Annotated in this window: 14 protein-coding genes; 12 read left to right on the top strand and 2 right to left on the bottom strand. The window is 30.6% G+C overall.

Translation table 11 applies throughout. From position 1 onward, the window contains the following. Nucleotides 1-152 precede the first annotated feature (152 nt). The 9 genes from DTL3_RS02085 (at nt 153) to DTL3_RS02045 (ending at nt 10592) form a co-directional block, all read left to right on the top strand. Nucleotides 153-1403, top strand: a complete 1251-nt coding sequence (locus DTL3_RS02085) for an ABC transporter substrate-binding protein (protein ID WP_052670273.1) — start codon at nt 153-155, stop codon at nt 1401-1403. A 141-nt stretch (nt 1404-1544) separates the two neighbouring features. Beyond that, a complete protein-coding gene (locus DTL3_RS02080; RefSeq protein WP_045087312.1) occupies nt 1545-2462 on the top strand; it encodes a carbohydrate ABC transporter permease in 918 nt (305 codons plus the stop codon). Beyond that, a complete protein-coding gene (locus DTL3_RS02075) occupies nt 2455-3267 on the top strand; it encodes a carbohydrate ABC transporter permease (RefSeq protein WP_045087311.1) in 813 nt (270 codons plus the stop codon). Before DTL3_RS02080 ends, DTL3_RS02075 begins: the two co-directional genes overlap by 8 nt. Before the next feature lie 184 nt (nt 3268-3451). Further along, the gene (locus DTL3_RS02070) at nt 3452-5332 is read left to right on the top strand and encodes a glycoside hydrolase family 127 protein (protein WP_084217094.1); all 1881 of its coding nucleotides are present in this window, start codon (nt 3452-3454) and stop codon (nt 5330-5332) included. 63 nt (nt 5333-5395) lie between these two features. Continuing rightward, complete coding sequence (locus DTL3_RS02065; RefSeq protein ID WP_052670270.1) at nt 5396-6457, top strand: GntR family transcriptional regulator; 1062 nt, start codon at nt 5396-5398, stop codon at nt 6455-6457. A gap of 9 nt (nt 6458-6466) precedes the next feature. Next, a complete protein-coding gene (locus DTL3_RS02060) occupies nt 6467-7636 on the top strand; it encodes a sn-glycerol-1-phosphate dehydrogenase (protein ID WP_197539537.1) in 1170 nt (389 codons plus the stop codon). A 220-nt stretch (nt 7637-7856) separates the two neighbouring features. After that, the gene (locus tag DTL3_RS02055; RefSeq protein WP_052670267.1) at nt 7857-8759 is read left to right on the top strand and encodes an RluA family pseudouridine synthase; all 903 of its coding nucleotides are present in this window, start codon (nt 7857-7859) and stop codon (nt 8757-8759) included. A gap of 20 nt (nt 8760-8779) precedes the next feature. Then, nucleotides 8780-10186, top strand: a complete 1407-nt coding sequence (locus DTL3_RS02050; protein WP_045087310.1) for a DUF5693 family protein — start codon at nt 8780-8782, stop codon at nt 10184-10186. Next, complete coding sequence (locus tag DTL3_RS02045; RefSeq protein WP_045087309.1) at nt 10170-10592, top strand: hypothetical protein; 423 nt, start codon at nt 10170-10172, stop codon at nt 10590-10592. The genes DTL3_RS02050 and DTL3_RS02045 overlap by 17 nt, the downstream gene beginning before the upstream one ends. Nucleotides 10593-10619: 27 nt before the next feature. On the opposite strand, the gene DTL3_RS02040 is transcribed toward DTL3_RS02045, so the two are convergent. Next, complete coding sequence (locus tag DTL3_RS02040; RefSeq protein WP_045087308.1) at nt 10620-11825, bottom strand: pyridoxal phosphate-dependent aminotransferase; 1206 nt, start codon at nt 11823-11825, stop codon at nt 10620-10622. Nucleotides 11826-12154: 329 nt separating this feature from the next. Here DTL3_RS02040 and DTL3_RS02035 point away from each other — a divergent pair, with 329 nt between their 5' ends. Together DTL3_RS02035 and DTL3_RS02030 are read left to right on the top strand one after the other, a co-directional pair. Then, nucleotides 12155-14164, top strand: a complete 2010-nt coding sequence (locus DTL3_RS02035) for a S9 family peptidase (protein ID WP_045087307.1) — start codon at nt 12155-12157, stop codon at nt 14162-14164. 83 nt (nt 14165-14247) lie between these two features. After that, the gene (locus DTL3_RS02030) at nt 14248-14847 is read left to right on the top strand and encodes an ECF transporter S component (RefSeq protein ID WP_144403459.1); all 600 of its coding nucleotides are present in this window, start codon (nt 14248-14250) and stop codon (nt 14845-14847) included. 48 nt (nt 14848-14895) lie between these two features. On the opposite strand, the gene DTL3_RS02025 is transcribed toward DTL3_RS02030, so the two are convergent. Next, nucleotides 14896-17532, bottom strand: coding sequence for a calcium-transporting P-type ATPase, PMR1-type (locus DTL3_RS02025; protein WP_045087305.1), 2637 nt, complete (start codon nt 17530-17532; stop codon nt 14896-14898). A gap of 894 nt (nt 17533-18426) precedes the next feature. On the opposite strand from DTL3_RS02025, the gene gcvH reads away from it, so the two are divergent. Continuing rightward, a complete protein-coding gene (gene gcvH, locus DTL3_RS02020) occupies nt 18427-18777 on the top strand; it encodes a glycine cleavage system protein GcvH (protein WP_045087304.1) in 351 nt (116 codons plus the stop codon). Nucleotides 18778-18939 lie beyond the last annotated feature (162 nt).

Raw genomic sequence — 18939 nt, 5'->3', positions numbered from 1 at the left:
CACACAATCAATCTGATCAATCAAATCAAGCAAGTATTTAAACTCAGAATGTTTGTACATAGGAGAAGATTATTGCCTTTAAAAACTGTGAGTATTGAATGATAAAAATCGCAAATTTGTAATATAAATTTAAATTCAAAGGAGGATCTACTATGTTTTTTGGTAAAAAGAGAAACTTTAGAAGAGTTACAAAAGCTTTTTCATTGATTGTTTTATTCATATTTTGTTCATACATTTTATTAGGAGAAACGGTAACTTTGGAAATATGGGGATATTTTACTCAAGGAGTACATGGTATATATGATACTGTTGAACGGTGGAACAATACACATGGAGATGTTAAAGTTAAATATACCTATATTCCCTACGAGAATTTAAATCCCCAAATTACTCGAGCTGTTTTATCAGGTAATGTACCAGATATAGTATATGTTGAAATAGCTAGTCACGCCTCTTTTGCCAGTATGGGAGCTTTTGAGGATATTACTTCAAAAGTTAAAAGTGAAGAGGTTGTAGAAAAAACTAATCAAATATTTGAAGGCCCTTTAGCTTCCGTTACATTCAATAATAAAATTTATGGTTTGCCTGATAATAGTAATACGCTTGTATTATTTTATAATAAAGACATGTTTAAAAGAGCGGGATTAGATCCTAATAATCCCCCAGCCACCTGGGAAGAATTGGAAATAGCAGCAAGTAAAATTAGTGCTTTGGGTAAAGAAATTTATGGGATGATATTTACTGCTTTCAAGAGTGAAGAAGGTACATTTCAAATACTTCCTTTTATACAAATGGCTGGAGCAGATTATGATTCCTTAGATACTCCTGAAGCAGCAGAGGCGATAAAATTTCTTACCAATTTTATAAAAAACGGATGGGCTCCTTCTGATGTTTTAAATATTACACAAACTGAATCTTTTGATTTCTTTACAGCACAAAGAGTAGGTATGGCTTTAAATGGCCCATGGATGTTTGATGCGTTAAATGATGTAAACTTCGATTGGGGAATTACTTTATTACCTGTGAACAACAAAAAAAATATTCGTGCTTCTGCATTAGGCGGAGAAAATGTTGCAATAATGGCCGGAAGTGACCATAAAGAAGAATCATGGGAATTTTTGAAATGGCTATATTACGATGATAATAACTATGTACAGCATCTCAAAGATGGCAATAGATTACCCAGCAGAGGGGGTTTAATGGAGTTTAATCCAGAATGGCAAAATTTTCCGATGAATGTTGTTCTTGAGCAATTAGAATTTGCAAAAGCTAGAGGTCCTCACCCTCAATGGCCACAGATTTCAAATTATATTCAAATAGCTTTTCAAAAAGCTTTTTCTGGTCAAGCATCACCAGAACAAGCTTTGAAAGAAGCTGCCAATAATATAAAAAAATTACTTTAAGAGCTGTCTTTTTATCTCTAAGATCTTGCTCACGAAAGCAAGATCTTAGAGATTTTCATTTATATCATTTTTGAATTAAAGTAAATAACAAAATGATTTAAAAATATATTAGGAATAAGAAAATATTGTGGAGGGAAGTTAATGAATAAGTATAAAATAAAAAAATGGTATAAAAATGAGGGTTATTTACTATTTTTTTTAATTCCTGCACTTTTCTTTTTATGTGTTTTTGCAATTTACCCTATTGTTTATAATATAATTATAAGTTTTCAAAATTTTAATTTATTTACTATAAATTTACCAAGTAAAGCTTTTATAGGATTCAAAAATTATAAAGATGTTCTTCATTCTTCGGATTTCTTGCTTGTATTATTTAATACGATTGTTTTCACTGCCGCTAGTGTTTTTTTTCAGTTTATAATCGGTTTTATTTTTGCTTTGATTTTAACAAGGAAAGATATTCCTTCAAAATTAAATAATTTTTGTAGAAGTTTTATTTTTTTAGGATGGGTTCTACCGGATATCGTTGTTGCAACAACTTGGAAATGGCTCTTGTCAACACAAGGTGGTGCAATAAATTATATATTGATGGAATTCAACTTTATTAGAAATCCGATTTCTTGGCTCAGCGATCCAAACTACGCATTATTAGGGATTATCATAGCTAATATTTGGTACGGAATTCCTTTTAATATGATGTTACTAATTGGGGGATTAAGTGGACTTCCATCTGATATATATGAAGCAGCTAGAATAGATGGAGCTAATAAAATAAAGCAATTTTATCATATAACATTACCTCTACTAAAACCTACTATTTTTGCTACTTTAATTTTAGGAACTATTTTTACTCTTAAAGTTTTTGGACTAATAATAACTATGACAGGAGGAGGACCAGTTAATGCCTCAAACATTCTTTCTGTTTGGTCTTATCAAATGTCTTTAAAATTTTTTGAATTTGGTCAAGGGGCTGCAATTTCTAATATTTTACTTTTTATTATGTTGATTATATCAATATTTTATATAAAAGTAACAAGCAAGGAGGAAAGTTATGCTTAAAAAAATTTTTATTGTTGCGATAATTATTTTGATAACAGTATTGTATTTTTTTCCTATTTATTGGATGATTTCCTCATCATTAAAACATAGCTCTGAATTTCGCTCTTATCCGCCCACTTTTATACCTAGGCAATTAACTCTGGAAAATATAAAAACTGCAATTAATGATGGAGTAATTAAGAATATAGCAAACAGCTTAATTATAGCTATTTCAAGCACAATTATAGTAATATTAGCATCTTCTTTAGCTGGATATGCAATTGCAAGAATGCATTCTAAATTGGTTACTATTATATTACTTTTTTTCTTGATATCTCAAATGCTTCCTCAAATCGTTGTAGCAACTCCTTTGTACCTTTTTTTTAATGATTTAGGCTTATTAAATACATATCTCTCAGTAATCTTGGCGAATGCAACTTTTGCAATACCTTTTGCTACTATTATATTAAGAACAACTTTTTTGCAAATTCCTATGGAGCTTGAAGAGGCTGCGCGAATAGACGGTTGTAATAAATTTCAATCATTTCTTAAAATAACATGGCCTTTATCTAGTAGTGGTTTAACAATTGTTGGAGTTATTAGTTTTGTTTGGGGATACGGGGACTTTATTTTTGCTAGTACTTTTCTACAAAATCAAGAAAAATATCCCGCTACAGTTGGTCTATATAATTATTTAAGCGCTCAGATTCAAGATTGGAGTAAAGTTATGGCTTTTTCAACTTTAGCTATTATACCTATCGTGATATTATTTATTTTTTTGCAAAAATATATTGTTCAAGGAATGACAGCTGGAGCAATTAAATGAATACTAAAATATTTTTGTTTAAGTAAAGATTTAGTTGCTAAAAAAATAAAAGTTAATAGGTAATAAAAGAGTTTATCCTTATGACTAATTACTATTCTATAAGTCCAAAAGTAGTAAAAAAACAGATTAACTAGAAGTAATAAGCTAAACAGATATTATATATTATGTGAGGAGGAATAAAAAAATGACTAGAGCAAAAATAATAAACTTTTTAGATTCATCGAAAAACAAGATAACACCATTTTCTATTGATTCTGTGGAGATAAGTGGTTTCATGGGAGAATATTTAAAAACAATGTTAGAAGATACTATCCCTAGCCAATATAAAATTTTAGAAGACTCGGGAACTTTAGATAATTTCAGAATAGCTTCTGGAAAAAAAGAGGGTTCATTTAGAGGAATGGTCTTTAGTGATTCTGATGTATACAAATGGTTGGAAGCAGCTTCTTATGCTTTACTGTTTATAGATAATGACGATAAACAATTAAAAGAAAAAATAGATAATACGATTCAAGAAATCAGAGATGCTCAAGACAAAGATGGATACATAAATACTTACTTTACTTTTGAGAAAAAGAAAGAAAGGTGGAGTGATTTAGCAACAAAACACGAGTTATATTGTGCAGGTCATTTAATACAGGCAGCTATTGCTCATAAAAGGATAACTGGAGAAGACACTCTTTTTAATGTAGCAATTAAATTTGCTGATTTAATTGCAAACACCTTTGGTCTAGATAAAAAAAGAGGGGCACCTGGACATCCAGAAATTGAAATGGCGTTAGTTGAGTTATACCGTGAAACAAACAATCAAAAATATTTAGATCTTGCTAAATATTTCTTAGAAGAGCGAGGAAATGGATATGCAAGCACCTACAAATTCTTCAATCCAGAATATTATATAGATCATAAGCCTTTCAAAGGATTAGAAGAGATGACAGGTCATGCTGTAAGAATGTTGTACCTTTGTAATGGAGCAACGGATATTTATTTGGAAACAGGTGACGAAGAGTTATTTTCTACTTTAGAAAAACTTTGGAATAATCTAGTTACCAAAAAAATGTATGTGACAGGTGGTGCAGGATCACGATATGACGGGGAATCATTTGGAGAAGAATATGAACTTCCAAATAGAAGAGCATATACTGAAACTTGTGCTGCAATAGCTTTATTTATGTGGAACTATAGAATGCTTTTAGTAACGGGTGATGCCAAATATGCTGATTTAATGGAATTAGTGTTATATAATGGATTGTTATCTGGGATTTCTATAGATGGTAGACATTATTTTTATGTAAATCCTCTAGAAGATAGAGGAAGGCATAGAAGACAGCAATGGTATGAATGTGCATGTTGTCCACCTAACATTGCAAGAACTCTAACCTCTTTTTCTGGATACATGTATGCAACATCTAAGGATGGAATTTACATTAATCTGTACGAAAAGAGCGAAGCTAATTTGGAGTTTGGTGGAAAGAAAGTTGTAATAACTCAAGAAACAGACTACCCTTGGGATGGAAAGATAAGAGTAAACATCTCAACAAAAGGAGATAATACTTTCAAGGTATTTCTAAGAAAACCTTCATGGGTAGATAGTTATGAAATAGTAGTTGATGGAGAGAAGATCTCTAAAAATACCGAAAAAGGTTTTATTGAAATTCATAAAAATTGGATGGGTACACATGAAATTGAATTAGATTTTCCAATAACCATAAATTATTTAGAAAGTCATCCTTTTGTAAGGGAAAATCTTGAAAAAGTAGCAATAAAAAGAGGACCTTTGGTATATTGCGCAGAACAAGCAGATAATAAAGATGGCGACGTATGGAACTATATAATCGACGTTAACGGGGATTTTGAGCAGGAAAATTTTGAAATAGGATCAAAAAAAATACTTAAATTAAAGACCAAAGGATACGTTAAAGATTTAAAGGATTGGAAAGGAAAGTTGTATAAACAGTTAAAGAATAGAGAAATGAATACAAAAGAAATTAATATGACTCTAGTTCCATATTTCTCTTGGGCAAACAGGGAAGAAGGACCTATGAATGTTTGGTTGAGAAAATAGATGATATAATACAATAAGATTTATAATAAAAAAACAAAGAAATATTATGGAGGAGTATCTGCAGTGAAAAAAACAAAACAAGAAATAATCAAAGAATACATCTTAGATCAGATGAGAAGTGGACATTTAAAAAAAGGAGATAAGATTCTGTCAGAAAATAAGTTAGCGGAATACTTTTCTGTAAGTCGTCAAACGGTTCGAAAAGCATTATCAGATTTAGAAAACGAAGGGTATTTAATATCAAAAAGAGGTAGTGGCACCTACGTTAAATCAGTAAAAAAAGACAAAGAAAACATTGGGATATCGACGCAATCTTTGACAGATTATATATTTCCTTTCATTGTAATGGGGGCTGAAGATCAACTAAGAAATACTAAATATAAATCTTTCATTGGGAATGCTAAGAATGATCCGGTTATAGAAAAAGAGATATTAGAAAGATGGATGGATGATGGTGTTAAAGGATTGATAATTGATCCGGTAGTTAGTGCTACTAAACAAGCAAATATACATCTTTTAACGCAAATTAGTGAAAAAATACCAATGGTCATTATTAACAGTGATTTAGATATCCCTAAAGCAGGAATTTTAATCTTAAATGATTATGAATGTGGTGCTTTAGCAGCAGATAAATTTTTGTCTTTAGGTCATAAAAAGTTAGCAGTTATTTATAAGGCGATTCATAAAGCTACTGTTGAAAGGGCGAATGGTTTTATAGATAAAGTTAAAGAATATAAAAAAACCACATTATATGAACTACCTTTTCATGCCCTTGAGACATCTGATACGGCAATAAATTTAATAATGTCTCTCTTGAGTCTTCCTAAAGATAATGTACCAACTGCTATATTTTGTTCAAATGACCTTGTTGCAATGCAAGTAGTTATGGCAGCTAAAAGATTGAGGCTAGAAATTCCAAAAGACATATCAATAATTGGATTTGATGATGCTGATTTTGCACAAGCACTAGAGATCTCTACTTTTAGACATCCAAAACAAAAATTTGGAGAGAAAGCGGCACAAATGCTTTTAAAAATGATTGAAGAAAACAATAATGGTAAACCTGAAAAGGTTGTGGAGAAAGCCGAATTTATCGAAAGGAACAGTATAATTAGAAAAATTTAGGTGAAAAATATGATTGATGATATATTAAAGCTAGGTATTAATGAAATGGCAAATTTGAATTTCGACTGTTATTGTGGAAAAACTCATAAAGTTCATATAGAAAATATTATTGTAAATGAAAGTGCTTTGAAAGATTTAGAAAGAGTATTAGCAGGATTTAAAGATAAGAGCATTTTCTTGGTAGCAGATAAAAATACTTATAAAGTTTGTGGAGAAAAGATAGAAAAAGAATTAAAAAAGAAAAGGTATAATTTAAAATCTTATGTTTTTTACACCAATAGTGATTTAGTTCCTGACGAAAAAAGTATAGGTAGGTTGATAATAGAAGTTCCCAAAAATACATCGTTAATTCTTGCAATAGGTTCGGGTACCATAAACGATATTTGTAGATTTATTAGTTATAAACTGGATATACCTTACATTATTGTTGCTACAGCACCTTCTATGGATGGATATGCTTCTACCGTTTCACCTCTTATTGTAGAAGGATTTAAAATGACGTATGAAGCTGTATATCCAAAAGCAATAATTGCAGATACAAATATATTAAAAGAAGCACCACTAGAAATGATTCATGCTGGTTTCGGAGATATATTGGGCAAATACACCTCTTTAACAGATTGGAAACTATCAAAAATAATAAATAATGAATATTACTGTCAAACAACTGTGAATCTTGTAGAGAAAGCTAGAGAGAAATGTGTAGAGAATGCAGAAAGAATTAAAAATAGAGATGAGAAAATTATAAGGCAATTAACAGAAGCTCTTATTGTCTCTGGAATAGCCATAGGTTTTATAGGATATTCAAGGCCCGCTTCGGGGGCCGAACATCATTTAGCACATTATTGGGAAATTGCAGCTTTGCGAAACAATCAATCTCATCCATTGCATGGAAATTCTGTTGGAGCAGCTACCCTTGTTGTTTCCATGATATACCAATTAATGAAAGATAAAATTCCTAATGAGATAGATCTGCCTGATCCTGAATATATAATTTCTATTCATGAAAAAGTTGGTTCTATTTATAATCCTAGGGATTTAGGAATTCCGGAAGAGGTTTTTGCTGATAGTATAATACATGCAAGAGAAATCAGAAATAGATACACAATACTTCAACTTGCATATGAAAATAATCTATTAGAAAAATTTTCAAAAATTCTAACAGAAGAATTTTACTAAACTGTATAATTGTAAAGAGTCCACTCTTGCATTGAGTGGACTTTTTGTTTTAGTGACTTCCAGTTATACAAAAAGGTGTTATAATAAAAAGGATTATCAACCTATAAATAAATATTAACTATGCATTTTTCTTAAGAATCCCCAGGATGATTAGAAAGGTAGTAGAGTTTTTGAAGGTGTATCAGTATAGCAAGGCTAGATTAAGGAGGAAGTTATTAGTTTGGAAAAAGAAATTCAAGTAGATGAAAAAAATTATTATTCAAGGTTAGACACGTTTATTAGGAAAAATTTTCCTGAATTGAAATTGGGTGCAATATATAGTTTGATTAGAAAAGGGTTTGTAAAAGTTAATGAGAAAAGAATTAAAAAAAATAATTATCTCTTGAATATTGGAGATACAGTTAAAATAATACTCAATGAAGAAAAGATTGAAGATATTAAAAGACCGCTTATGCCATCATTAAAGCCTCGAGCTATGAAGTTTGACATAATTTATGAAGACAAAGACCTTTTAGTTATTAACAAACCTCCTAAAGTTTCAGTTCATCCTGGTAACAAAGAGGAAAAAGTTACAATAATTGAAGGTGTAATGTATTATTCTCAGGGAGATTTTGAACCACATTTAGTTCATAGGTTAGATAAACTCACTTCTGGAGTCATGATTATAGCAAAGTCTAAACAGACAGCCAGAGAAATCTCCTATTTGATACAAGGCAGAGAATCAAAAAAAATTTATTTAGCATTATTAGTCGGAGAATTAAAAAACAATAAAGGGAAATTGACAAGTCTTGTTGATGAAAAGGAAGCATATTTGAAATATGAAATTGTAGAGAAATTTAAAACTAATCATGGTGTATTTACTTTAGTAAGAATAGAGCTGTTAACTGGTAGAAAGCATCAAATAAGGGTTCAATTTTCAGAGGCGGGTTTTCCTATTGCAGGTGATGATACTTATGGAAATAGAGAGATAAATAAAATATTAAGAAAAAATTTTAATTTAAAAAGATTTTTTCTTCATGCATACAAGATTTCTTTTGATTATAATGGGATTCATTATGAATTTGCTGCTCCACTCAGTCAGGATCTTCAGACTGTATTAGCTAAATTAAAGGAAGATAGTTAGAAATAATGAGGGGGATTACGATGAAAAAAATACAGAAGCATATTTTTTTTATTTCCCTAATATGCTGTTTAATATTCTTTATTTATTCTTTTTATGTTGATTGGCAAAATTCAAAAACTTATTCAATTCTTCCGTTAGAAAGCACGCTTAGTACCGAGAATATGGAAGGTTATTCCTATTATGTCTATAAAAATCATGCGATTTTAAAAGATTTCCAAACCCAGGGGTATGAAAAAGATAACAATTTTCTTAAAGGTCTTTCAGAACAATACAACTATATTTTAATTTCGGAATTTTCAGATTTTGACAAATATTTTACTAATATAAAAGACAAACTTGATAAAAATATACTTGATAAAATGCGGTATTTGCATTATATAAAAGCCGCAGAAATAGATAAATTTGATGATCAAATGATAGTTCAAAGATTTCATAGGGCACTTACAGAAAGAAAGATAAGATATTTTATGTTTCCTGAACATTCCAGGTCTTTAAATCTGATATATTTAATTCATCAAGATTTGGGAACACCCGTTAATATTGAATCTATAACTTATTTATTGCCTTCACCTCTTATCAAATGGTTCGGTTTTGGATTGATTACTTTGAATTTATTTAGTTTCGTTCCTTTGTTTTCATTTGTTTATATTCTAGTATTTATTTTTTTAAAAAACTGGTCTTTTACCATTGCAGCAACGCTTTTTTCTATCATTATCTTTTTTAAAATATCTAAGAAAAATCTCCTAAAAATTATAACCTTTTCGTTATTATTTGGAACATTAGTTTACATGAGTGGTTACGATACATTATTTATATTTAAATTAAATAATGTTAGGGGCGTTAAAATTTTACTAGTTATTTTGCCCTTGTTGGTCTTGTGCAAGGCTTTTATAGACTATACTGGTTTCAAATTTAAAAAAGGTGAATTAAAAAAAACATTTAAAAAGATTGAAAATATAAAAGTTCAGCGAAGTGATATTATTCTAGTTATATTACTCATTTTTGCTGGATTTATTTATATAATAAGAAGCTCAAATTGGGCGTTTGTTTCTAATTTCGAAAGAAAACTCAGAGATTCTCTAGAAAAAGTGCTAATTGCGAGGCCTAGGACAAAAGAATTGATTTCCTATTTTTTTTACTATACACCTCCCATTCCTGGTAGGACGTTTATATGGGATTTTTTTAAGTCGATTTTACCAGTTTCTATATTAGATACATTTTTGCATATACATACTCCTTTATATTTGAGTTTATTAAGAACAGTTAATGGTTTTCTAGTATCTTTGATTTTATTGTTAATTATAATATTTGTAGAAGATATTGTTGTAAAATTAAAAAATATGAGAAAACCTCAAATAGAGCAAAAAGGCGAGAATAATGCAAAAAGTGTTATTAAGGGGGAGGAAAAGGATGAAAAATTTAAATAATTTTTTAAGAAGTGTGGTAATTATTGCAAGTATAGCCGTTGCAGGGATTTCTTTGTATTTATTTTATCTAGAAAATTCTAAAGGTAGGCTTTTTCAGTATTATGCTTTCTCAGATTTGACAAAGTTTTTTTTGACGTTGTTATATATTGTATTGGTGAGTTTACTAATATTTTTTTATATAAGATTATTAATGAAAAAAAAGTATAGTTTGGCATTTTCTTTCACTTTCTTAACAACATTAACATTTTTATCTATTGTTTTATATTCTTCTATGATTCTAAGTGTAGTATATGTCGCGAATCTTTTAGGATTAATGTGGGTCATTTATTTTACAAAAGAAAGAAAATCCGAAGGTGTTGCTAAAAAATCTCAGGAAGAGAATAAACCAATCAATGAAAAAAAATAATAAAGGTATGCAAGTGGCATACCTTTACTATTTTTCCTTGCTATATACATAATTGTAAGCATAAACAGCTTCTTTTAAAATATTGCATGCTTTTTTTAGTTCCTCAGAGTTTAAAACATAGGCTATTCTTATTTCTTTCTTTCCCGCGCCTGGTGTTGCATAAAAACCTGTTAATGGTGCAACCATAACTGTTTCTCCATCAATATCAAACTCAGTAAGAGTCCACTTAACAAACTCTTCAGAATCATCTATAGGTAATTCTATAGACATGTAAAATGCACCACTAGGTTTTTGGAAAATGGCACCCTCTATATTTTTTATTTCGTTATATGCAACATCTCTTCTATTCTGATATTCAATTATTAGTTTGTTCGTATAATCTTTATCCAAATCATACAACAACCCTAATGTACCACATTGTTCAATTAAAGGAGGACATAATCTTGATTGAGCAAATTTCATCACTTCTTCTAAAAAACATTTGTTTTTGGTACCCAGTACACCAATTCTAGCCCCACAAGTGTTATATTCTTTTGAAATACTATCAAGAAAAATGAATCTATCTTGATCTTCAAAGTTCATAATTGAAATATGTTTTTTGCCATCAAATATAATTCCACTGTAAACTTCATCGGAAATTACAAAAATATTTTTTTCTTTTGCAAAATCTACTATTCTTTTTAGTTCTTCATAACTATATACTGTTCCTGTGGGATTTGAAGGATTTGAAAAGATGATAGCTTTGACCTTTTTGTTATACCCCTTTTCTAACTCGTCCCAAGAAGGTATTGAATATCCATCTCTAGGATCGGCTTTTATAGGACATAGTCTGATATTTAACATCTCAGCAAATCCTCTATAATTTGCATAAAATGGTTCTATCACCATTATTTCATCTTCCGGATCCGCCACACAAGCCATTGCAAATATAACCGCTTCACTACCCCCGGTTGTTATTACCAGATCTTCAGGATCAAAATTTATCCCCTTTGATTTATAATGCATAGAAAAAGCTTCTCTTAATTCGTATAATCCTGCTGAGTGACTGTAATATATTACATTTGGTGTATATCGTTTTATTCCTTCAAAAAAAGCCTTTGGTGGTTCCATGTCTGGTTGACCGATATTTAAATGGTATACTTTTTTTCCTGCTTTCTTTGCCATTTCAGCATAAGGAACCAATTTTCTAATCGGTGAAGCCTGGGTATTTAAAACCCGCTTAGATAAAAACATATATACCCTCCTCCTGGTTTACTATTCAAATAGACTACTTTAGAAGAATTCATAAATTTTACACAATATCTTTGTTAATAATAATCCCCAAAAAAGAAGAAAATAAATGTTAAAATTATTAAATTTATTTTATATAATAATATACGAAGGTTAAATATATGCAATCAAAGAAACGTTTTTGTTATTAAAAGTTTAAAAATATAAAAAGGTTAATACAAATAATAACTTGCTAAATTATTGATTTTTGAGATGTTTGATGTATAATTCAATTGTAAGCTATTAATTAGCTTTTCAAACTAATTTTAATTACGATAGAGGGAGGAAGTATGATGGATGCTTTAGCCTTAGATGATTTTACGAAGTACAAGTTTATATCTAACACTAAATTTTCCCCTAACGGTGAAAATTTAGCTTTTGTAATTCATGAGATGGACGTTGATGAGAATAAGTATTTGTCAAATATTTGGGTATATAACGTTTCCACAGGTGAAATAAACAAATTGACTAGCTTCAATCAAGAAAGTTCTTTTGTCTGGCTAGATGAAAATAATATCATATTTTCAACTGTTAGAGAAGAAAAAGATAAAAAAAGATTAGAAAAAGGAGAACCATTTACAATATACTATAAAATTAACATAAATGGAGGAGAAGCAGAAAAATATTTTGAAGTTCCGTTAATGGTTACAAAAATAGAACCACTTAATGACAAGAAATTTGTTTTAACCGGTATTTATGATAGAAAAATAAATGACTTAATAAGTTCTTCTCCAGAAGAAAAAGAGAAATTGCTTGAAAAGATGAGAGAAGAAAAAGATTATGAAATCTTGGATGAAATACCTTTTTGGTCTAATGGTCATGGATTTACAAATAAGAAAAGAAACAGATTATACATTTTTTCTTTTGATGAAAAAATATTAACACCTATTACTGACGAACTAACAAATGTCGACGATTTTAATATAAGTAATGATAAAAGCAAGTTAATATATATATCTAACACATTTAAAGATAAAATGGAAATAAGGTCAGATTTGTATCTATACAATATTGATAATGGACAGCTAGAAAAGTTAACACATGAAGATCCTTTTAGTTATGCATATGCAAATTTTATAGAAGGCAAAATAATATTTTTAGGTTCGAACATGAAAAATTATGGAGTGAATGAAAATCCTAAGTTTTATCTAATGAATATAATGACTAAAGAAGTAGAGCAAATTCATACAGATTTTGACTATAGTACTTGGAGTTCAGTTGGATCGGATTGTAGATATGGTTCAAATCAAGAATTTAAAGTTGAGGGAAACTATTTTTATTTTGAGACAACTGAATATGGAAATTCATATATTAACAGAATAGATGAAAACGGAAAAAGAGAAAAGTTAACAACAAAGCACGGATCTGTAGATGGTTTTGATGTGTTTGATAAAAGTATAGTATTTGTAGGTATGAGGGATAACAAATTACAAGAATTATATGAATTAAAAGATAAACAAGAAAATCAAATAACCTTTTTTAATGAATGGGTTGTTAAAGAAAAAAAATTATCAAAACCGCAAAGAATAACTTTTAATACCAAAGAAGGTATGGAAATTGAAGGATGGATTATGAAACCCATTGATTTTGATGAAACCAAAAAATATCCAGCAATATTAGATATACATGGAGGACCGAAAACTGTATATAGCGGAGAAGTTTTTTTCCATGAAATGCAGTATTGGTCAAATATTGGATATGTAGTAATGTTTTGCAATCCTCGAGGAAGCGATGGAAGGGGAAATGAATTTGCTGATATAAGAGGAAAATATGGCACAATAGATTATGAAGATATTATGGAATTTGTTAATGTTGTTATAGAAAATTTTTCTTTTATTGATAAGGATAGATTAGGAGTTACCGGAGGCAGTTATGGTGGTTTCATGACAAATTGGATAATTGGCCACACTAATAGGTTTAAAGCAGCTGCTTCTCAAAGAAGCATAGCTAATTGGATTTCAAAGTTTGGAACCACAGATATTGGATATTACTTTGTTGAAGACCAGCAGGCAGCAACTCCTTGGACAAACTTTGAAAAATTGTGGTTTCATTCTCCCATGAAATATGCTGATAGAGTTAAAACTCCAACTTTGTTCATACATTCAGAAGAAGACTATAGATGTTGGCTAGCTGAGGGACTTCAAATGTTCACCTCACTTAAATATAATGGTGTGGAAGCAAAATTGGTGATGTTTAGAGGAGAAAATCATGAATTGAGTAGAAGTGGAAAACCAAAGCATCGAATCAGAAGATTAAAAGAGATTTCAGATTGGTTTGACAAATATTTGAAACCTAATATTTAAAGTTTTGATTTATATGTTATAATAATGGTTAAATATTTTTATTATTAAAAGGGGAAGAAAAAATTACTAGGATGGAGGGAGAAATGAAATCTAAAAACAAGAGATTAGTAACTATATCATTATTATCTGCTATTTCTTTTATATTAGGGTTTACTCCTTTAGGCTTTATCCCTATTCCACCTGCGAATGCAACTACAATGCATATTCCTGTTGTTATAGGAGCAATTTTAGAAGGTCCTATTGCAGGAATGGTTATTGGGTTAATATTTGGGATATCAAGTATAATACAGGCACTTCTTAGACCAAATATATTGTCTTTTGCTTTTATAAATCCGTTGGTCTCGGTTTTGCCAAGGATATTGATAGGTCTTGTTTCATATTATTCATACAAACTTGTCTTTAATTTATTTTCTTCTAGAAAGAATGGAGAGGTTTCAAAAGGTGCAGATAGTATTTCAGTAGGCATAAGTGCTGCTTTAGGCACTCTAACAAATACTGTAGGAGTTTTAGGAATGATGTATCTTCTTTATGCTGGAAGAATTGCAGAGGCTATGGAGATAAAAAAGGAAGCTGTAGGAGGAGTTATTTTAGCAATAGGTTTAACAAATGGCATTCCAGAAATAATTATCGCTGTTTTAATAACAATTGCTGTAATTAGAGCAGTTAAAAAAGCAGGTTATTAAGTTTAAATAAAAATATCCCCGATCGTTTTTGGATCGGGGATATCTTTATTATAGTTGTTGAGTTATAAATTCTTTATCAGGTTTTTTATGAAATAATCTTAAGAAGATCTTTTCAATTTCTACAAGAATAACAAATACAAAAGAAAGTGCTAAAACCCATAACCATTGATTCATATTGAGCACAGATATCTCAAAAATCTTACTTAAGAAAGGTGTATCTAAAGTTAATTGTAGGAGAATTCCTATGCCTATTGACCCTATCAGGAATTTGTTGCTGAAAAAATTTATTTTAAATAATGATTCTTTGTTTGAACGTGCATTTAAGGCATGAAATAGCTGTGAAAATACTAAAGTCATAAAAGTCATAGTTTCAGCAGTTTCAAGACTATGCGTTCTTCCAATCATAAAAGCAGTTATAGATAAAAGGCTCATTATAATTCCTTCAATTAGAACTTGGATACCTAATCCATCAGCAAATATGCTTTCATCTCTTCTTCGGGGTTTAGCAATCATAACGTCTTTTGTTGGTGGTTCCATTCCTAAAGCTAAAGCTGGAAGGCTATCAGTAACAAGATTAATCCATAAAAGATGGATTGCAAGCAGAGGTTGACCTAATCCCATCAAAGTCGCAATAAAAACAGTAAGAATTTCTGCGATGTTACAAGAAAGTAGATATCTAACGGATTTACGTATATTTGAATATATAGTTCTACCTTCTTCAACAGCAGACACAATTGTAGCAAAATTGTCGTCTGTTAAGACCATATCTGCAGCTTCTTTGGCTACCTCTGTTCCTGTTATTCCCATAGCGACACCAATATCAGCTTGAGAAAGAGCAGGTGCATCGTTAACTCCATCTCCAGTCATTGCAACGATAGCGCCATTTTTTTGCCAAGCCTTAACTATCATAACCTTATGTTCTGGTGCAACTCTCGCATAAACTCTAATCTTTTTTATATTTTTTACTAACTCATCGAAATCCATTTTGTCAAGTTCTTCTCCAGTAATTACCTTTTCTCCTTCATGAAGAATCCCTAAACTTTTAGCAATAGCCTCTGCTGTAAGTTTATGATCTCCTGTAATCATTACAGTTGTGATACCTGCTAAATCACATTTTCTAATAGCTTCCTTGGCTTCAGGTCTAGGAGGATCTATCATACCAATAAGGCCTAAGAAAACAAGGTTCTTTTCTAATTCTTCCCTATCAAAATTATCATCCTGAAGGAATTTATATGTTACTGCCAAAATTCTCATGCCATTTCTAGCAAGATCTTCATTGGCTTTATCAATATTTTGTAAGTCTTCTTGCTTGATAGGCCTTATTTTTCCATTGTCATCTATATGAGAACATCTTGAAATTAAATATTCAGGAGCTCCTTTTGTAATAGAAATAAATTTATCTTCATATTTATGCACTGTTGTCATAAGCTTTCTATCAGAGTCAAAAGGAAGTTCATCAATTCGACGATATTTATTTTCCAGTTCGACTTTTTCTTTACCTAGTTTCTTAAGGGCTGCAACTAAAGCAACTTCGGTTGGATCTCCAATTTTCTTACCTTCTTCACTAATTCTCGCATCTGTACAAAGAGCTGAAGTCGCAATTAGCTTAAAGATCCTATTATCGTCGTTTATATCTTTAAATCTCTTAATGTTATTATCAATATAAACATGTGTTACAGTCATTTGGTTTAAGGTAAGTGTTCCTGTTTTATCAGTACAAATTACATTTGCACTTCCAAGAGTTTCTACTGCTGGAAGTTTACGTATTATAGCATTTCTCTTTGCGAGCCTCTGGACTCCAATAGCGAGTGTAATGGTAACTATAGCGGGAAGACCTTCAGGAATAGCCGCTACTGCCAAACTAATAGAAGTTAAAAACATTTCCAGAATTGGTGTACCTCTTAAATAACCAATAAGAAAAATTAAGGCACAAATGAATAGAGCCGCTATACCCAAAGTTTTACCTAATTTATTTAATCTTTCTTGTAGAGGAATTGTTTCCTCTTCTTCACCCATCATCGAAGCTATTTTTCCCATTTCGGTATTCATTCCAGTACCAGTAACGACCATCTTTCCACGTCCATAGACAACTGTAGTGCCAGCAAATACCATATTTATTCTGTCCCCTAAACTCACATTTTCAGAATCTAGAGGATCAATCTGTTTTTCTACAGGAACGGATTCCCCTGTAAGCGATGATTCGTTTACTTTGAGAGCGGCAGCTTCTATGAGTCTTCCGTCAGCCGGTACAAAGTCTCCTGCTTCCAATAACACAATATCTCCTGGTACAATTTCTTTAGATGACACCACTTTAACTTCACCATCTCTCAGTACTTTAGCGTGTGGAGTAGACAACTTTTTAAGAGCTTTTAAGGCTTCATTAGCCCTATTTTCTTGAATGGAACCTAATAAGGCGTTAAGAACCACGATTGCTAAAATTATGGCGGCATCTATAACTTCTCCAACAAGTAAAGAAATAGCTACAGCTATTAATAAAATAATGATCATGAAGTCCTTGAATTGACTAATAAACATTTGAAAAAAGGTTTTCCCTTTTTTCTCTTCTAATTCATTATAACCATATTTTTGAATTCTTTTTTCGACTTCGCTGGATGATAAACCTCTGATATTTGTATCTAATTCTTTTATAACTTCTTCAACATCCTTGGTGTGGAAACTTGCCATTTTTTTCCTCCCTTACAAAATATGTTTATTGTTTTCAGAAATTCTAAAACTCTGAATTTAACTAACTTTTAATACCTTGTGTTTAAAGTGGTTACCTTCCAACTTTTAATTCTCACTAATTATTAATCTCTTTATAGTTTTTAATATTTGTACCGAAGAATTGGGGAGGGCTCCGCCCTGGACCCATGTTAAATTCAAAATGCTTATTTTTAGAAAATCTTCATTTTTAAAAACCCTAAAAATATGTTTTACTCACTTTATAAATTTTATCATTTTTTGGCAGAAAGCCCTGACCTCTATAGGTTGGGGATAAATGCCAGTTACTGCTACATGCAAAATCCTTATGGTTCTCAAGATCGATGTTTAACCACCAACCGCAGTGTCCAGAACGAGTGGAATATCCTGGAGTGGCTATATTATTTCCTTTGAACGGTTTCCTTATAAAAGGGTGTAATAAACTAGTTCTGTTGGATTTCTTACAAGCCACCACTTCAAAACTCGTCAGAGTTTAAGTAGTGGAAGGATAAGACTGAACCTTGAAAACGGTAAATTTTTAATATTTTATTTTTGAAAATGCTGATATTAAAAGTTCTAAAAAGCATTTTAATGATACTATAAAGTGCAAAAAAGACCTTTATTCATATTCGAATAAAGGTCTCACTCTCAAGAATTGCTACACCACCGGGCATGTGCCGTGATGACGATGGTGCAGAACGAGTTACTCCCCTTCAAGCAATTCTATCATATTTAATGAGTATTTTCAATAGGATTTAATCTAAATAATATAGGCACAGATTTTAATAGTAGTTTACCCTTTAATTAACTTTATGGTATAATATCTTTATCATTAAGATATAAAGTTAAATAATTATTGTTCGGAGGAGGAGAGAACATATGAAAAAATTTACGGAAACTCATGAATATGTAATAGTTAATGGCAATATTGCTGTTGTTGGTATTTCAAAAAAGGCTGCAGATGAATTAGGGGATGTTACATATGTTGAATTGCCTCAAATTGGAAGAACCGTAAAAAAGGGTGACATACTTTGTACAATAGAATCAGTTAAAGCTGCGGAAGATGTTTATGCCCCTATAAGTGGAAAAATAATTGAAGTAAATAATGACTTAGAAGACTCTCCAGAAATAATTAATGAGGATGCAGAAGATAAGGGATGGATAGCTAAAATAGAAATATCTAATCCTTCTGAAATTGAAGAACTTTTGGATGAAGAACCAGAAATTTAAAAGATATAAAAAGTCCTCAATTAATTGAGGACTTTTTATTTTGAATATAAAAGGCTTCGTTGTGATTCTTCAAATTAAAGATATCTCTGCTAGCTTAAATGGGTTTCTTTCCACAAATACGTTAAATCTCGTATACACTTTATTAAACCGTTAAAATATTTT

The sequence above is a fragment of the Defluviitoga tunisiensis genome, from assembly GCF_000953715.1.
GTDB classification, from domain to species: domain Bacteria; phylum Thermotogota; class Thermotogae; order Petrotogales; family Petrotogaceae; genus Defluviitoga; species Defluviitoga tunisiensis.
The sequence above is the reverse complement of the archived record's forward strand: the minus strand, read 5'-3'. Positions and strand labels throughout refer to the sequence as shown.

Coding starts and splice junctions, on each gene's coding strand:
- DTL3_RS02085 (WP_052670273.1), top strand. CDS start 153: ATGTTTTTTGGTAAAAAGAGAAACTTTAGAAGAGTTACAAAAGCTTTT.
- DTL3_RS02080 (WP_045087312.1), top strand. CDS start 1,545: ATGAATAAGTATAAAATAAAAAAATGGTATAAAAATGAGGGTTATTTA.
- DTL3_RS02075 (WP_045087311.1), top strand. CDS start 2,455: ATGCTTAAAAAAATTTTTATTGTTGCGATAATTATTTTGATAACAGTA.
- DTL3_RS02070 (WP_084217094.1), top strand. CDS start 3,452: ATGACTAGAGCAAAAATAATAAACTTTTTAGATTCATCGAAAAACAAG.
- DTL3_RS02060 (WP_197539537.1), top strand. CDS start 6,467: ATGATTGATGATATATTAAAGCTAGGTATTAATGAAATGGCAAATTTG.
- DTL3_RS02050 (WP_045087310.1), top strand. CDS start 8,780: ATGAAAAAAATACAGAAGCATATTTTTTTTATTTCCCTAATATGCTGT.
- DTL3_RS02045 (WP_045087309.1), top strand. CDS start 10,170: ATGAAAAATTTAAATAATTTTTTAAGAAGTGTGGTAATTATTGCAAGT.
- DTL3_RS02040 (WP_045087308.1), bottom strand. CDS start 11,825: ATGTTTTTATCTAAGCGGGTTTTAAATACCCAGGCTTCACCGATTAGA.
- DTL3_RS02035 (WP_045087307.1), top strand. CDS start 12,155: ATGGATGCTTTAGCCTTAGATGATTTTACGAAGTACAAGTTTATATCT.
- DTL3_RS02030 (WP_144403459.1), top strand. CDS start 14,248: ATGAAATCTAAAAACAAGAGATTAGTAACTATATCATTATTATCTGCT.
- DTL3_RS02025 (WP_045087305.1), bottom strand. CDS start 17,532: ATGGCAAGTTTCCACACCAAGGATGTTGAAGAAGTTATAAAAGAATTA.
- gcvH (WP_045087304.1), top strand. CDS start 18,427: ATGAAAAAATTTACGGAAACTCATGAATATGTAATAGTTAATGGCAAT.